The 16,339-nt window shown below is 59.6% G+C and carries 7 protein-coding genes; 6 read left to right on the forward strand and 1 reads right to left on the reverse strand.

Annotated features, from left to right (window positions below; all coding sequences use genetic code 11):
- Window positions 1-8: 8 nt before the first annotated feature.
- Window positions 9-1,127, reverse strand: coding sequence for a TonB family protein (locus tag IC235_RS15095; RefSeq protein WP_191006022.1), 1,119 nt, complete (start codon window positions 1,125-1,127; stop codon window positions 9-11).
- Window positions 1,128-1,941: 814 nt separating this feature from the next.
- Here IC235_RS15095 and IC235_RS15100 point away from each other — a divergent pair.
- The 6 genes from IC235_RS15100 (at window position 1,942) to IC235_RS15125 (ending at window position 16,330) form a co-directional block, all read left to right on the forward strand.
- A complete protein-coding gene (locus IC235_RS15100) occupies window positions 1,942-5,868 on the forward strand; it encodes a tail fiber domain-containing protein (RefSeq protein WP_191006023.1) in 3,927 nt (1,308 codons plus the stop codon).
- A gap of 155 nt (window positions 5,869-6,023) precedes the next feature.
- Window positions 6,024-7,118, forward strand: coding sequence for a hypothetical protein (locus IC235_RS15105; protein ID WP_191006024.1), 1,095 nt, complete (start codon window positions 6,024-6,026; stop codon window positions 7,116-7,118).
- Window positions 7,115-7,909 (forward strand): hypothetical protein, encoded by a 795-nt coding sequence (locus IC235_RS15110; protein WP_191006025.1) that lies wholly within the window; start codon window positions 7,115-7,117, stop codon window positions 7,907-7,909. The genes IC235_RS15105 and IC235_RS15110 overlap by 4 nt, the downstream gene beginning before the upstream one ends.
- Before the next feature lie 152 nt (window positions 7,910-8,061).
- The gene (locus tag IC235_RS15115) at window positions 8,062-8,676 is read left to right on the forward strand and encodes a hypothetical protein (protein WP_191006026.1); all 615 of its coding nucleotides are present in this window, start codon (window positions 8,062-8,064) and stop codon (window positions 8,674-8,676) included.
- The gene (locus IC235_RS15120) at window positions 8,673-13,544 is read left to right on the forward strand and encodes a hypothetical protein (protein WP_191006027.1); all 4,872 of its coding nucleotides are present in this window, start codon (window positions 8,673-8,675) and stop codon (window positions 13,542-13,544) included. The genes IC235_RS15115 and IC235_RS15120 overlap by 4 nt, the downstream gene beginning before the upstream one ends.
- Window positions 13,541-16,330 (forward strand): PKD domain-containing protein, encoded by a 2,790-nt coding sequence (locus tag IC235_RS15125; RefSeq protein WP_394355272.1) that lies wholly within the window; start codon window positions 13,541-13,543, stop codon window positions 16,328-16,330. The genes IC235_RS15120 and IC235_RS15125 overlap by 4 nt, the downstream gene beginning before the upstream one ends.
- Window positions 16,331-16,339: the final 9 nt, after the last annotated feature.

Genomic DNA, 16,339 nt, shown 5'->3' on the forward strand with positions numbered 1-16,339 from the left:
TTCGGGCCCTAGCGGATTTCCACCAGCACGGGCACGACCAGGCGCACGGCGACGGGCTGACCATGTTGCCGGCCGGGCTCGAACCGGGGCAAGCGCAGCGCGGCGGCCAGCACGGCTTGATCGGTCGCGTGCCCGATGCTTTTAAGCATGAGAGGGCGGGTGACGCGGCCGTCGGGCTCGACCACGAAGCTGACCTCACCTTCGCCATTGGTCGTCTGCTCGGGGTAGCGGATAAGTTCTTGAAGAGCGGCCTGCACGGCACCAGGGCCGGGGCGACCGGACAGCGCCGGCATTTGCTCTACCTGGGCATATACTTGCTGCTCCGGAACCGGCTCGGGCGTGCCGGCGGGTGGGGGTGGGGGCTGAAACCATACCTTCAGGGTTTGGGCTACGGCCACCGGCTGGTCGTCGTAGCCGAGGCCGGGCTGCCAGCGCGGAAAGTTGCGGACCAGCCGTAGTGCCTCTTCATCGCAGCTGGTGCAGAGTGAGTTAATTACTTCACAGGCGCCCACTCGCCCGTCCGCCTTCAGCACGAAGCGAATGGTGACCTCGCCTTGCAAGTCGCGCTCTTTCACCTCGGCTGGGGTCACCAGATTCTTTTGCAAGTACTGCTCGAGGCCCGCCCGGCCACCGGGAAACTGGGGTGGCTGGCCTACTTCAGCAAGTGCAAAAACGTGATTAGGGGATAGAAACATTACCGGTACGGTGAGGAGCACCGCCACGGGCTGGCCGTTGTAGCGGGCGGGCACCAGCCGGGGCATGCGTTGCACGGCCGCCAGGGCGGCGGCATCGCAGGCGGGGCTTAGGCTTTGCAGCACCGCCGCTTGCCGGGCCACGCCGCTCGCCCCAATGATGACGCGCACGAAAACGCGCCCCTCCACCCGGCCTTCGCGCACCTCGGCTGGCAGCCGCACCCGCTGCTGAATGGCTTTCACCAAGGCCAAGTTGCCGCCCCCGCTGGGCAGGGCAGGCATCTGCTCCACGTAGGTATATACTTGGGCGGTGTCAGCGAAGTATTGGCCGGTGGCAGACCGGGAAATCAGCGCGGAAAGCAACAGAAAATAATACCTGAGCATTTTGCGCGGCCACTCATTCCCGGTCAGAAGAGGGTTAATACGGGGAGCCATGTCGCGAATTTATAGGATAAGGAATATAAAACACCCTGATGTTGGCGGAGCGGTTTTAGCCACTGGGATTCACGGAATATTTATTAAATAATTGGCGGTGGTCTAAAATGGGGTGGTGCCACGACGGCAAGTCGTGGCACCACTAGTCGTTCGGTCCGTTGTGCAAGCTAGTAGTGGTACCACGAAGCCCTGTGGGCAATTCGTGGCACCACCCTACGTTAAACCACCGCCAAATAATTAGAGGTAGTACGCATCACGTGCTTTGGGCCGGCCAATGTGCCTGCCCTGAGCAGCCAACTGCTGGCCGACCTTGGTCTTTTCCAGAATATCCTCGCGGTCGTACTGGGGGCTCGTTACAAGGGGCGAAAAATAGCGCGAAGCCCGTGTGCTTACGAAGTGATGCAGCGAGGCCAGCGGCCCGGCGATGACCTGTGGGGCGTTTTGCTGTTGCTCATCAGGCGGGGCCCTGGTTCGGCACGTGGTCCCTGGCCAGGGCAGAAAAACGGCCCGAATGCATCAGGACTTGCTTGGCGGAGTCCCCGCCTGGGCCCGGGGAATGCGTTTCGGCCCGTTCAAACCCGTATCCGCCAGGCGATTTGAGTCGACTACCCTACCGCGGTTGCCCAAGGATAATAGAGATAGAACCGTGGTGAGGCGGAAGCCAATGGGATTGCAGGCTATTCAGCCTGTTGGTAGGGAAGCAAGCCAGATATAACACCTGATTGACATTTTTTAAAATTGCTATGAAAATTATTATACATTGAAAATAATTATACATTTGTTTTTTATCCTGCCTCATTTTCTTCTTTTGCCTATGAAAGCTGACTTTTACCTGAACCTGAAGTCAAGCAAATCATTCCTTCGGCTGCTGCTGTCGTTGATGGGTCTGCTCTCGTTCTCTCCCCTCTGCGCCCAGAACTACAATGCTGGCGTTAATTCCGGCACGGGAGGTAATGCCAACGTCTTTGTGGGGCCCTATGCCGGCTATTCCACTACCACGGGCACTTATAACAGCTTTGTGGGGAGTAATGCCGGTTCCTCTAATACGACGGGCGAACGCAACAGCTTTCTGGGCACCTTTTCCGGCAATCACAATACCACGGGCTTCAACAACAGCTTTCTGGGGGTTGCTGCAGGCAACTCCAATACGACGGGCACTAACAACAGCTTTGTGGGGTATGAGGCCGGCAGCCGTAATACCACGGGCGGCGGCAACAGCTTTGTGGGTGTCACGGCAGGCTACGCCAATACGACGGGCAACTACAACAGCTTTCTGGGGTATGGAGCGGGCGGGTCCAATACCACAGGCAGTAACAATAGCTTTCTGGGGTATGTGGCCGGCGAACGCAATACGACGGGCGAGTACAACAGCTTTGTGGGGGTTGCTACCGGCCGCTTCAATACGACGGGTAACAGCAACAGCTTTGTGGGCAGCTCTGCGGGCCAGGCCAATACGACGGGTAGTGCCAACAGCTTTGTGGGGGTTCAGGCCGGCTTCTCCAATACGACGGCCTCCAACAACAGCTTTTTCGGCACCCAAGCGGGCTACGCCAATACCACGGGCGAAGCCAACAGCTTTGTGGGGGTTCAGGCCGGCTACTCAAATACCACGGGCCTTCAGAACAGCTTTTTGGGGCATCGGGCGGGTTTCTCCAATACCACGGGCAGCTACAACAGCTTTGTGGGGGTGAATGCCGGCGCCGCCAATACGGAGGGCAGTTTCAACAGTTTTCTGGGCAGAGAAGCGGGCACCGCCAATACGACGGGATCGAGCAACAGTTTTGTAGGCTATAAGGCGGGCTACTCCAATACGACGGGCTATGAGAATAGCTTTTTGGGCACGGGGGCAGGCTTCGCTAATACCACGGGCGTCCACAACAGCTTTGTGGGCAGCAGAGCAGGCTATGTTAACACGACGGGTTCCTACAACAGCTTTGTGGGCCAAGAAGCCGGCGTGTCTAATACAACGGGCAGTAACAATAGCTTTTTTGGCACCTGGACAGGCTATCGTAATACCACGGGTAACTCCAACAGCTTTGTGGGGTATCGGGCCGGCTACTTGAATACGACGGGCAGCAATAACAGTTTTGTGGGCCTCGAAGCGGGCCTGACCAATACGACGGGCAGTAATAACAGCTTTCTGGGCACCCAAGCCGGCAAGTCCAATACGACGGGTACCTTCAACAGCTTTGTGGGCACCGAAGCTGGTGCGCTCAACACCACGGGCTCCAACAACAACTTTGTGGGGTATCAGGCCGGCACCGCCAATACCACAGGCAGTAGAAACAGCTTTCTAGGACATGCGGCAGGCTTCTCTAATACGACGGGCTCCAGCAACAGCTTTCTGGGGTATGCAACCGGCTACTCCAATACCACGGGGGAAGCTAACAGCTTTGTGGGGATTAATGCCGGTTACTCCAATACCACGGGCAATGACAATAGCTTTCTGGGAACCAATGCTGGGTACCACAACACGACGGGCGCATATAACAGCTTTCTGGGCACTGGAGCGGGCTTTTCCAATACGACGGGTGCCAACAACAGCTTTGTGGGCTATCAGGCCGGGGCCGCTAACACGACGGGCACGAACAACAGCTTTGTAGGATATGTGGCGGGCGCCTCGAATACGACGGGTGCCTCTAACAGCTTTGTGGGCCGTGGGGCGGGCTATGCCAACACCACGGGCAATCACAACAGCTTTGTGGGGTATGAGGCCGGCGCCGCCAACACCACGGGCAATAGCAATAGCTTTCTGGGCAGCTTTGCGGGCTCCTCCAATACCACGGGCGCCTACAACAGCTTTCTGGGTCATGCGGCGGGCTTCTCTAATACGACGGGCACTGAAAACAGCTTTTTGGGGACCAATGCCGGCTACTCCAATACCACGGGCGCATATAATAGCTTCGTGGGAACCGATGCGGGTAGGCTCAACACCACGGGCCTGCAAAACAGCTTTCTGGGGCATCGAGCAGGCTACGCCAATACGACGGGCAGTAACAACAGTTTTGTGGGAGTTACTGCCGGTTACTCGAATACCACGGGCAGCTACAACAGCTTTTTAGGCGGCCAGGCGGGTCAAAACAACACGACGGGCAATAACAACAGCTTTGTGGGCCATGCGGCGGGCTACGCCAATACGACGGGTGATAACAACAGCTTCGTGGGCACCTATGCGGGTTACTCGAATACCACGGGCAGTAATAACAGCTTTGTGGGGCGTGGGGCCGGCAACACTAATACCACGGGCAGTAATAACAGCTTTGTGGGATTTCAGACCGGCTTTTCCAATACGACGGGTGCTAGCAACAGCTTCGTGGGCACCTATGCCGGTTACTTCAACACCACGGGCACAAACAACAGCTTTCTGGGTAGCGAAGCGGGCTACGCCAATACGACGGGCAGTAATAACAGCTTTTTGGGTACCCGAGCGGGGCGGCTAAATACCACGGGCAATAGCAACAGCTTCATGGGGTATGAAGCCGGCTATTCCAATACCACGGGTGACGCCAATAGCTTTCTGGGCAATTATGCTGGGTACACCAATACGACGGGCAGTGGCAACAGCTTTGTGGGCACCCAAGCTGGCCACTTGAATACGACGGGCAATAACAACAACTTCGTCGGCACATTTGCGGGCAACTCGAATACGACGGGCAGTAGCAACAACTTTCTGGGATATAGGGCCGGCTTCGCTAATACCACCGGCAACTTCAACAGCTTTGTGGGCAACGAGGCGGGCTCCTCCAATACAACAGGCATCTACAACAGCTTCGTGGGGTATCTAGCCGGCTCCTCCAACACGGCCGGCAATGCCAACAGCTTTGTGGGACGAGACGCCGGCTTTTACAACACGACCGGCAGTAACAACAGCTTCGTGGGCACCTTCGCCGGCCAGGCCAATACCGAGGGCTCCTTCAACTGCTTTCTGGGCTACGAAGCCAACACCAGCGCCGGGGACTTATCCAACGCCGGGGCCATCGGGGCGCGGGCGTACGTGTCGGCCTCCAACAGCCTGGTGCTCGGGGCCATCAAGGGAGTGAACGGGGCCACGGACTCAACCAAGGTGGGCATCGGCACCACCGCTCCGGCGTATCTGCTGCACGTCAACGGGGTGGCGGCCAAGCCCGGGGGGGGCAGCTGGGCGGTGGCCTCGGATGCGCGCCTGAAGAAGAACGTGTCGGAGTTCACCGACGGGCTGGAGGTGCTCAGCAAAGTCAAGCCGGTGTGGTTTGAGTACAACGGGCAGGCGAACATGCCCACGGGCAAGCGGTACGTGGGCGTGATTGCCCAGCAGATGCAGCAGGTCGCGCCCTATATGGTGGGCCAGTTCACCTACCAGGACCCCACGGGCCGGAAAGCGGAGTACCTCGACTACGATGCTAATGCCCTCAACTACATCCTCGTCAACGCCGTTCAGGAGCAGCAAAAGCAGATAGAGCAGCTCAAACAAGAGCAGCATACCTGCCTCCAGCAGAAAGAGGACCAGTTGGCGCAGCTCAACACTCGCCTTCAAGAAAAAGACACCCAAATGGAGGCTCGCCTCCAAGAGAAAGACGCCCAGATGGCGACGCTGGAAGCGCGCCTGACCCGGTTAGAGAATCTGTTGAACCAGCAACCGGGTGCCGCTTCCGCCCCAACGGCCGCCGCAACCGGGGCGGGGGGCCAGCCCGGGCAGAATGGGCCCAACCCCACCGAGGGCACCACCCGGGTCCGCTACCGCATCCCGCAGCAGGCTCGCTAGTCGTAGATCAGCCGCTATTCGCAAAGGGGGAGCGGCGGCAAACCTTCCCTTCGCCCAACGCGGTGTCGCCCGGAGCGCGAACGGGCTATGTTAAAAAAGCCTTAGCTATCTCCAGCCGCGAAACGGCAGGAGTTGCTACTCAATCACCTACTTGCATGAAAATACAGCTACCTCTTTTTGCCGTATGCTTGCTTTACCCGCTTTCGGTCTGGAGCCAGACGTTGCCACTGGGCAATTCGTCCGGGCCGGAGCTGGTAGAGAAGGGAGCAAGACGCGCCCTGAGCGCGACCAAATCCGAGGCCCTCACGCGCCGGGCAACCGCGCTGCGGGATTCGTTGCTGTCGGTGAAGGGTAGTTATCCCTCCCTGCCGGTTTATTCGGAAAAACTATGGCGCTCCCGGGCCGATTCGTTGGCTGGCCTCCCATTAGGCAATGCCCTCCGGCACGCGGGGGAAGCCATTCCCCAGCAGGAGGTTTCCAAGGAGAAGCTTCTTGGGGGCATTCAACGGGAATTCTTTTCCCCTCCGGCCAACGTGCCGCCGGCCCCAGCGGCGGCAGTGCCACTCCCCGTCGCTGGCGTGCCTGCAGCGGGGGCCCCGGAAACCGACCTGGCCGGCTGGACCCTGCCCGACAGCTCCCTGCAAAAACTGTCGCCCATGGCGGCTGGCCTGCTGAAAACTGACCAGCTTTCCAGGTTTGCCAACCTTCGGAAAGTGAATTTGAAGCAAGCCCGTTTGAAGCTCACCCAAACGCAGCAGCTGGCCAAGGGAGAATTGCTCACCTACACGCAAAAGCCTACGTTTTGGGAGCGTTCCTATTTCGAAGGCCTCGTTGGGATGTCGGGCGTCAACCTAAACATCGTCCAGTTTTCTCCGGCCCTGGGCTACCACTTCCTGGGTAACCTGTCGCTGGGCGTGGGTCCGAACCTGTTGTTGCGACGGCAGGGGCGGACAGTCCATCCCTCCCTGGGCGTGCGGGCTTTTCTGAAGGCCGAATTCCTGGCCCGCAAGGCCTATCTGCAGGCCGAGGACCTGCTTGACTCTTACGGGGAAGCAGATCCGGAATTACGGGAAATCTTCAAACGGCACAACCTGATGATTTGTGCCGGTTACCGGTTGGCGCTGAGCTCTTCCCTTTCCCTGAACCTGTCGGTGGGATACCAACTGCAAAACACCCGCATTCTCGAAAATTCTTACTCCCCCTGGATGCTCCGTACCGGAATCAGCACCAACTCACGCGACGACCGATGAAAAGACGCTTGTTTAGCACCTGGACAGGCTACGGGTTGTGGGCCTTTCTGCTGCATGCCCAGATTGCCTGGAGTCAACCGGCGAAGACCGAACCGGAGGCTTCCTACTACCTCAACCTCAACCAGGGGGTGCCTACCACCGTTCACGAACTGCAGGAAGGAGCCCTCAACCTCCAGTACGAAGACCGGCTGGGCCGCGCTGCCGAACTTCCGCTAACCGTCTACAACTGGAAACGGGAACCGCTGGTCTCCTACCGGCTGGCCAAAACCTACGGCAGCAACTATTTCCGGATCGACCTGGGGCCGCTGTTTGCCGAGTGGGTGACCGGAGAGACTTACACCGTTGAGGCCCGGGATGAATCCGGACAGACGCTGGCTTTGTGCCTCCGTAAGATTGAGCCCGTCCGCAAGGAACTGCCGAACGTGCGGCTGGTAGTCAATCCCGTGCGGTTCTCCTGCCGGGAGCCGACCGGAAATGCCGTAGAGTTCCACGGGGAAATCTCGGGCGGCAAAGCCCCCTACCAGGTGAACTGGTACGTGCTCGACGAGGAACGGACGAACTTCCTTTATCAACCACGGGAGCAGCGCATCGAAGCGGCCGGAAGCACGGCAGTGGTCACCCTCGACAAGAACCCCAACTATTACGTCCTGATGCGGGTGCAGGATGCCTGCGGCAGCCAGCGGGACCAGATGGTCTACCTGGAGTGTCCGGAAAAAAGGAGGCGCGTTCACACCCTGTTCGTGGAACCCCTGCGGGAAAGAGACCTTCTCCAGGTGAAAAGTCCCAAGTAATGAACCCCATACCGATACTCCTTTCGGTGAGCCCCCTGCCGGGCCGGCGGGCACTTGCCGGATTCGGGTCGGGCCCGGCCTTGAGCCACCCAACTCCTGTCACCAAAAGACCAGTACGGAAACCCCCTCGCCGGAAACCAGACTTCTTGTCCATGGAAAAAAGAGACCCCTATCGGAGAAACTGGCGCTGGCTCCGAACGGCCCCGCTGCTGCTGTTGGGCCTGAGCGCGTGTTCAGGAAAGCTGGATCCGCCTTCCTACCTGGCCTGGGTCCAGGACTACAGCCATGGCCTCCACGTTCAGAAGCCGGAAGGCGAATATGTCTGGGATGTGCAGTACACCCCCACCGATTACGTGTGGCTGCAACGAGCGGGGGCCTCGCCCGGCTCTGCTGCCACCGAGGTTCGCCGGGAAATCGACCAGCTTCAATACTTCACCGTCACCGTCGGCCTGCAGGATGCGGCGGCCAACTTCATGACCTACCGGGCCGGCACGACCGCGGAAAAGCAGGAGCGCCTGTACTATTTCTCTTATCAGTTCCAGAACGACATCCACCTGGAGGAGGGTGGGCAGCGGCTGCCTTGCGTGCTGTACCATTTTGAGCAGTACGCGACCCGGTCCGCCAACAGCCGAACCTTTGTGGTCGGCTTTGAAAACAACGGCAGCCAAGCCCGGCAAGCCTCCCTGGTGATTGATTCCCCCCGATTCGGCGCGGCGCCGCTGACGATTACGGTATCCAAAGACAACCTGCCCGCCCTGCAACTATGATAACAATTCTACGCTCCCGGAAAAGAACGATTTGCCTTTTGCTGGCGGCCTGGCTGTTGGTGCTGGCCGTTCAGCCTCCCCCGGCCTACGCCCTGACGGGAGGACCCAGCCAGCCGGAGACGCAAGGCTTTCAGGCCGCCGCCACCACCGACATGGTCGACGTGTTCAGCGGGGACTTTTCGTACAACATTCCGCTGTTTGAACTGCCGGGTCCCAATGGGGGCTACCCGTTCAACCTCTCCTACCAATCCTCCATCGGGATGGATCAGGAAGCCAGCTGGGTCGGTTTGGGATGGAGCCTCCAGCCCGGTTCGGTTTCCCGGCAGATGCGGGGGCTGCCCGACGAGTTCAGCGGGGATATGGTCTACACCAAGATGTCGATTGCTCCCAGCGTGACCGTCGGACTAGGGGCCGGCGTGCAGGTGGAGGTGTTCGGCAAGGATGCGAGCCTGGGCGTGGGGTTGGGGGTTTCCCAGAACAACTACAAGGGCTTCGGCTACAGCATCGATGCCAACTTGGGCTTTCAAAGGACCGTTTCGGGCATGACCGGCGGAGTGGGCCTGAACCTGAGCCTGGACTCCAAGGAAGGCGTCAACGTCAATCCTTCCCTGAACCTGAAGGGCAAGCTCGGCGAGTTCGGGCTGGGCTCGGGGTACAACTCTAAGGAAGGGCTGCACACCCTTTCCTTCACGCACAGTACTGGTGGTAAGCAATACTACTATCCCAACAAGCGGCACCCCGACCAGCAAAGAACCTGGAGCGTTGGCGGCTATGCCAGCTCCGCTTCCCTTTCGCTTGCCCATCCCGGCTACACCCCCCAGATCACCATGCCAATGAGCAACATCAACCTGGCGGCCACCTTCAAGGCGGGGGCCGCCTGGTGGGGAATCTTCGGCGCGCCCTACGTGCGGGGCTACTACAGCCAGCAGACCCTGAGGCACGACAGGAAGCGGGTCCAGGCGCCGGCCTACGGCTACCTGCACTATCAGGACGCCACCGCGTCCGATGCCCTGATGGACTTCAACCGGGAAAAGGATGGTCTCATCACCCAGGAGTCGCCCAACCTGGCCATCCCCTCGCTGACGTACGACATCTATTCGGCCACTGGACAGGGGTTCTCGGCGATGTACCGGCCGATGCGCAACGATTACGGCATTGTTCGCGATCCTGAAGTATCCTCGGAAACCGCCGGGGGAGCCGTCGGCGTGGACGTGGGGCCAGCCGCTTCCCACATTGGGGTCAACCTGAGCGTCAACTTCACCAAATCCACCTCCGGAGGATGGGCAGATAACAACCTGCTGGCCCAACCGGCGAAGTTTCAACAATCACGACTCAACGATCCCTACGAACCCTGGTACTTCAAGGTGCACGGAGAGGCCAACCGCGAATCCGCCCAGCCGCTGGACGACATCAAGGGAGCCGAGGCCGTTCGGGTGAGGCTTTCGGGAGCGAACAGCAACCCGCTGGCGGACGCCGCCCTGGAAAACGCGACCCTGCCGGCCAAGGCGGCGCCTGCCACCGATTCCTATAACCGGGAGCGCAAGCCGCGCCACCAGGTGGTTCAGCCCGTGACCAACCAACAGCTGCTGAGTGGCGCTACCGAACAACTTTCTTTGTTCAAAGTGAAGTACCGGGACGCGGGCGGCGCTGAAGTCGACTATTCCCGGGCTGGGCTACCCAGGCACCATCCGGCAGGCTACACGGCCCTGACGGGGGAAGGACTGCGCTACACCTACGCCATTCCCGCCTACAACCTGTACCAGGAGGAGACTTCCTTCAGCGTGAGGAAGGAGGCCGGCCAGGTCAACCGCGTGAATGTCGGCAACAGTGGGCAGGGGGATCCCAGCTATTCGCACAACAACACCGACCAGTTCCTCAAGCGGATGGAAATACCCCCTTACGCCCATTCCTACCTGCTCACCTCGGTGGTGGGCCCGGACTACGTGGACGTGACCGGGGACGGCGTCAGTCCGGATGACCTGGGCTACTGGGTGAAGTTCACCTACCGGAAAACCACTACTGATACCGACCGCTACAAATGGCGGGATCCCTTCTCCAAAGCGCACTACCAGGAAGGCTGGAAGACCGACCCGCGCGACGACAAGGGCTCTTTCACCTACGGGGAGAAGGAACTCTGGTACCTGGAACGGGCCGAGACCAAGTCCCACGTGGCCCGGTTCTACACCTCGGCGCGCAAAGATGGCTTCGGGGTGGCCGCTAAGCTCCAGGATACCGACGCCCGGGGCAAAGCCGTCCATCGGCTCGACAGCGTTCAGCTCTACACCCGTTCGGCGGGCATTACCCATCCGCTGAAGCGGGTGAAGTTGGAGTACGACGCCAGCTACCCCCTCTGCCCGGGCATCCACAACAGCAGCGAGGGCAAAGGGAAGTTGACCCTGAAGAAGGTGTGGTTCGAGTACGGCAGCAGCAAGCGGGGTAGCCTCAATCCCTACGTATTCGCTTACCACACGAGCAATCCCGCCTACGACATGCACGCCTACGACCGTTGGGGCAACTACAAGCCCTATCCGGCGGGAAACTACCAGTACAACCACGACGCGCCCTACGTAGACCAGGATCCCGCCAACAAGCAAGCGTATGCGGACCAGGCGGCTTCCTGGAGCCTGCAGCAGATTACCCTGCCCTCGGGAGGTCAGATCCAGGTGGACTACGAGGCCGACGACTACGGCTACGTGCAGCACGAAGTGGCCACCCAGATGACCAAGATCGTGGACCCCTACCAGGCTCCTGAAACGGCGGCGGGAAGCGCCAAATTCGAGCTGAATGCCGGCAACCTGAAAGTGCGCTTCCCGCTGGAGAAGCCCCTCCCGGGCAGCCAGCCCGTTGACGGGTCGGCCGAGGTGCGCAAATACCTGGATTCGAAACGCAAACAGCTATTCTTCAAGCTGAAGATCAACCTGCGAAGTCCGGGGGAAGACTTTTACGAATACATCTCCGGCTACGCCGACATCGACTTCGCCAAACCCATGGGGCTGGAGAAAGACGCCCAGGGCCGGTATGCTTACGGCTACTTCCACGTGAAGGCGGAGGATGGCCGCCACCCCTTTTCCATGCGGGCCTGGCAGCACTTGCGGACCAACCAGCCGGAGCTGGCTAACTCCGGCCGCCGACTCACCCCCACCACCAGCACCAGCGAGCGGATCGACCAGATCAGGAGCCTGAGCAGCATGTTCACCCAGATCCGGCAAATGTTCGAGGGGTTTAACAACTACTGCAACAACAAGGGCTGGGGCAAGGAAGTGGTGGCCGGCGAATCCTGGATCCGGTTGAAATCGCCCGATCGGTCCAAATTCGGCGGGGGGCTGCGCGTGCGGCAAATTACGCTGAAGGACAACTGGGCCCACGACGGGGAGGGCGTTTACGGCCAGGTCTACGAATACACCACGGTGGACAACGGCGAGACCATCAGTAGCGGCGTGGCCGCCTACGAGCCCCTGGTGGGCGGGGAAGAGAATCCGTTGCGCTACGCCAAGAAGTACGTACAGTCCGTTCCCCTGCGGTCCGACAATAATCTCTTCTTTGAGTACCCCGTTAACGAAGCTTACTATCCGGGGGCCCAGGTGGGATACTCCAAGGTAACGGTCACTAGTCTGGCGGCCGCCAGCTTGGCTGGCAAATCAGTACGCCACGCCACGACGCCCGACAACAAACCCATTTTTCCTTCCGGGGAGGGCATCAGCTACGGTACCACCGGGGCCACCGTGCACGAATTCTACACGGCCCGGGATTTTCCGGTAATCACCGAGGAAACGGAAAAAGCCAACAAGCCCTACCGACTCTCCGTGCTCATCCCTTTCCTGGGCAGCATCAACATCTCCAAGCTGTCTACCAGCCAAGGCTACAGCATCCGGACCAACGATATGCACGGCAAACCCAAACGGGTGAGCAACTACCGGCAGGATCCCCAAGGTAAGCTGGAGCCCGAGCCGATCTCCTGGGTGGCGTACCAATACCGGGTCGCTCCCCGCCTCTACGAGGGGGAGAAAGTACAGGCCCTGGTCAACACCTTCAAGGAGAACGCGGACGGCACCCTGAGTCTGGCCGACGCGGCTGATCTGTCGAATCCAAGCCTCAAACGTTACACCCTGGGCCAGGAGAACGAGTTCTTCGCCGACATGCGGCAGTACGAGGACAACACCTGGCAAGGGGGAGCCAGCGCCAACCTGGATATCCTGTACATCCCCATCGTGATTGGGGTCTTGCCGATACCGATCGGAACGGTATGGCCATCCGTTAGCAAGGCCTCCAACCAACTCCGGAGCGCGGTCACCAACAAGGTCATCTTCCAAACGGGCATCCTGGAGAAGACCGTGGCCCACAACGAAGGCTCGGAGCTGACCACCCAGCACCTGAAGTGGGATCGGCTGACGGGCGCCCCCGTGCTTTCGGTGGTGAACAACAACTTCAACGCGCCGGTCTACAGCTATTTCATCCCCGCCTATTCCCAGTACCCGGGGATGGGGGCTGCTTATCAAAATATTGGCCTGACCTTCTCGGTGAGCCAGGTGCGAAGGAGCCTGTACCGGGATAATCTCTACGAGTTTTCCCCGGGCGCCGGGACGCTGCCCTTGCAGCCCGGTGATGAACTCCTGCTATACCCTGGCGGAGAAGGAGGGTTGGCCAATCCGGTGGCGGGCGGAGTGTATACCGGGCAGAGCAACGGGGCCAGTCAGCTGGTCGCCGACCGGGAGCTGACCCAAACCAACTACCGCTGCCTGGTGGTGCGATCCGGGTTCCGAAACCAACTGGGCGTCATGGCGGGCAGCGTGACTGCCTTGCAGGACCCTACCAGGCCCGGAGCCCCCCGCACGCATTCGGTCACCCGTTCCATTCCGAAAACCCAATGACCAGATTACTCCTAGTAGCAGGCATCGTATTGACTCTTGTGAGGGCCGGTTTTGCCCAGGCCCCCCTCACTGCTGACAGCCCCGAGTACGAACGGGCCAAGGCAGAGGGCCGGTTGCCAGCCACCGTGCAAGCGCCGGTGCTGACCAACTACCCCGTACCAGCCAGCCTTTTGCGAGTGGCTGCCGGGCAATCCCTTGCCAATAGGCCGGCTCCCCCGCCCCCCCCGCCCCCGCCCCCGTGCTTCATCGAAAATCCGGTCGGCGATCGTTCTTTTAGACCCTTGATCGTCTATGGTAGAGACCGCAACGACGATGGTTCCTCGGAGGCGATCCAGCTGCCTTTCACGTTTACGTTTTATGGAGACTCTTATAGAGAGATCTATGTGAACAACAACGGAAACATATCTTTCGGAAGGCCATACGACACATATTCCTCCTCCGGGTTTCCCTCCACATACCCCATGGTAGCCCCCTTCTGGGCCGATGTGGATACTCGCAATTCCGACAGTGGACTCGTCTACTACAAGGTGGAAGCCACCCGCGTAACCGTTATCTGGGACCACGTAGGATATTTTGGAATGCAGGCTGACCTACGTAACACGTTCAAGCTCGTGATCACGAATGGTTCGGACCCTTTAGTTGGGGTGGGCAACAACGTGGGCTTTTACTACGGGGATATGCAGTGGACGACCGGTAGTGCTTCCGGCGGCAAGAATGGATTTGGAGGTACCCCCGCCACGGTGGGGGCCAATACGGGAAGAGACGACTGCTTCTTCTTCCAACTGGGCCGGTTCAACCAGCCCGGCGCGGATGCTACTAACCTACAGACCGGGGCTGGCGTCGACTTCTTGGACAACCGGTGTTTTTTCTTCGACGTGTCCACCTTGGATAGACTAGCCCTGGACTTTACTTCCCAGCAGAACGGGTGCACCACCACCACCGCCGCCACCTTTTCTCCTGGCCTGAGCAATCCCCAGAATTGCCAGATCATGTCCTACGAGTGGTCGTTTGGGGATGGGGGAAGTGCAACCGAGTCCAATCCCATCCATACCTATACCCGACCGGGCACTTACCCGGTTAGTCTCACGGTCAGGTACAAATGCAGCGCCTGTAGAGAGACCAGTATCAGCCAAACCAAGTCGATCACGATCCTTCCGAATGTCACTCCAGCCCTGGACTTTACCTACCGGAAGTATGTATGCGCCACCATCTTTTCTCCTGCCCTGAGCAATCCCCAAAATTGCCAGGTTACGTCTTACAACTGGTCGTTCGGGGATGGGGGGAGTTCAAACGAGGCTGATCCCATGCATGCCTATGCCCAGCCAGGTACTTACCCGGTTCGTCTCACGGTCAGTTACAAATGCGGCGCCTGTGACGCGACCAACATCAGCCAAACCAAGTCGGTCACGATCCTCCCGGACGTCAATCCGGTCAAGGACACCGTGCTGACCGTGCTCACGCAGGAACAGGAACAGGTGCTGCAGACGACCGCTTCCACGTTTTCGGATGTCTGGCCCCTGGCCTACGACAACAAGGAACTGGGGGCGCGCAACAGCTACCTCAATGGCGCCAAGGGCGTATGGCGGAACGAAGGAACCTATGTCTACCAGGTGGACCGCCAGGCCTCGGCTCCGGTCAAGACCGCCACCGACGGCACCTTCACTGCGGAACAGTTCAACTGGCCGCAAGCGGAATTAAATGCCATCCCGCACTGGATCAAGGCCGAATCCAAGACTCTCTACAGTCCCTCCGGCTACGAGCTGGAGAACCGGGACGCGCTGGGGGTGTATTCGGCGGCCTTATACGATTACGGCGGCCACCTGCCCTCGGCCAACGGGGTAAACACCCGGCACGCGGAAATGGCCTTCACCAGTTTTGAGCACCTGGATGGAAACCCCACCGGCAACTGGGTGTTCGGGACCCGGCCTTTGTCACAATATTCCACGTATCCCGTCAACATCGGCGTGGGCCAGTCAGTGTTGGTGGAGGCCCGCCTCAGCGAGTTGGAAGGAGTCACGAAAGTGGATGTTCAGGCCCGGGCCTTCGGCCTGTTTTTCCCAGTGACTAACTACCAGGAGGACGTAGACGTGGTCTGCAAGCAGGCGCATCCTACCAAGCCCGCCTTTTCGCTGCTGGTGCTCAAACGCGCGCCCTTCGGCGGAGTATGGTTCGGAAACCTGCGGGTGAGAAACCAAGTCAACCCCGGCGTGGAGCCCGATGTGGATACGACCTATGCCCACGCGGGGCGAAGCAGCCTGCGAATCACGACCATAAAAACTTTCCAGCAGCCCCAGCTCCAGTTGGAAACCGGTAAGTCTTACCTGCTTTCGGCCTGGGTATCGGTCAAGAATTCGCAAGTACAGACCCCCAAGCTGGCTGACGACCTGGGCGTGTCCCTGACGTTCAAGAATGCGCAGGGCACGTTGCTGGCTAATCGCTCGGTGCTCTTCGAGCCGGCCGGTCCGGTGATTGAAGGATGGCAGCAGGTGCGGGGCGTATTCACCTGCCCGGACAAGGATGCCAAATTGGAGGTGACCTTCCGCCCGGGCAGTACCGGTACCGCCTGGTACGACGACCTGCGCCTGCATCCGGAGAAAGGCAACATGAAGAGCTACGTCTATCAGCTGAACGACTACCGGCTGCGCGCCATCCTCGACGAGGAGAATTTCGCTTCCTTCTTCTATTACGATGCCCAAGGCAACCTCTACCTGACCAAAAAGGAAACCGAGGAGGGCATCAAGACCCTCACGGAAAACGTGAACTACCTCAAGGGCAATGGCAACTAACCCAACCCC

The sequence above is a fragment of the Hymenobacter montanus genome (genome assembly GCF_014699115.1).
GTDB lineage: Bacteria > Bacteroidota > Bacteroidia > Cytophagales > Hymenobacteraceae > Hymenobacter > Hymenobacter montanus.

What these genes read in the sequence shown, in the direction of transcription:
- IC235_RS15095 (WP_191006022.1), bottom strand. Translation starts at nt 1,127, where the DNA reads ATGGCTCCCCGTATTAACCCTCTTCTGACCGGGAATGAGTGGCCGCGC.
- IC235_RS15100 (WP_191006023.1), top strand. Translation starts at nt 1,942, where the DNA reads ATGAAAGCTGACTTTTACCTGAACCTGAAGTCAAGCAAATCATTCCTT.
- IC235_RS15105 (WP_191006024.1), top strand. Translation starts at nt 6,024, where the DNA reads ATGAAAATACAGCTACCTCTTTTTGCCGTATGCTTGCTTTACCCGCTT.
- IC235_RS15110 (WP_191006025.1), top strand. Translation starts at nt 7,115, where the DNA reads ATGAAAAGACGCTTGTTTAGCACCTGGACAGGCTACGGGTTGTGGGCC.
- IC235_RS15115 (WP_191006026.1), top strand. Translation starts at nt 8,062, where the DNA reads ATGGAAAAAAGAGACCCCTATCGGAGAAACTGGCGCTGGCTCCGAACG.
- IC235_RS15120 (WP_191006027.1), top strand. Translation starts at nt 8,673, where the DNA reads ATGATAACAATTCTACGCTCCCGGAAAAGAACGATTTGCCTTTTGCTG.
- IC235_RS15125 (WP_394355272.1), top strand. Translation starts at nt 13,541, where the DNA reads ATGACCAGATTACTCCTAGTAGCAGGCATCGTATTGACTCTTGTGAGG.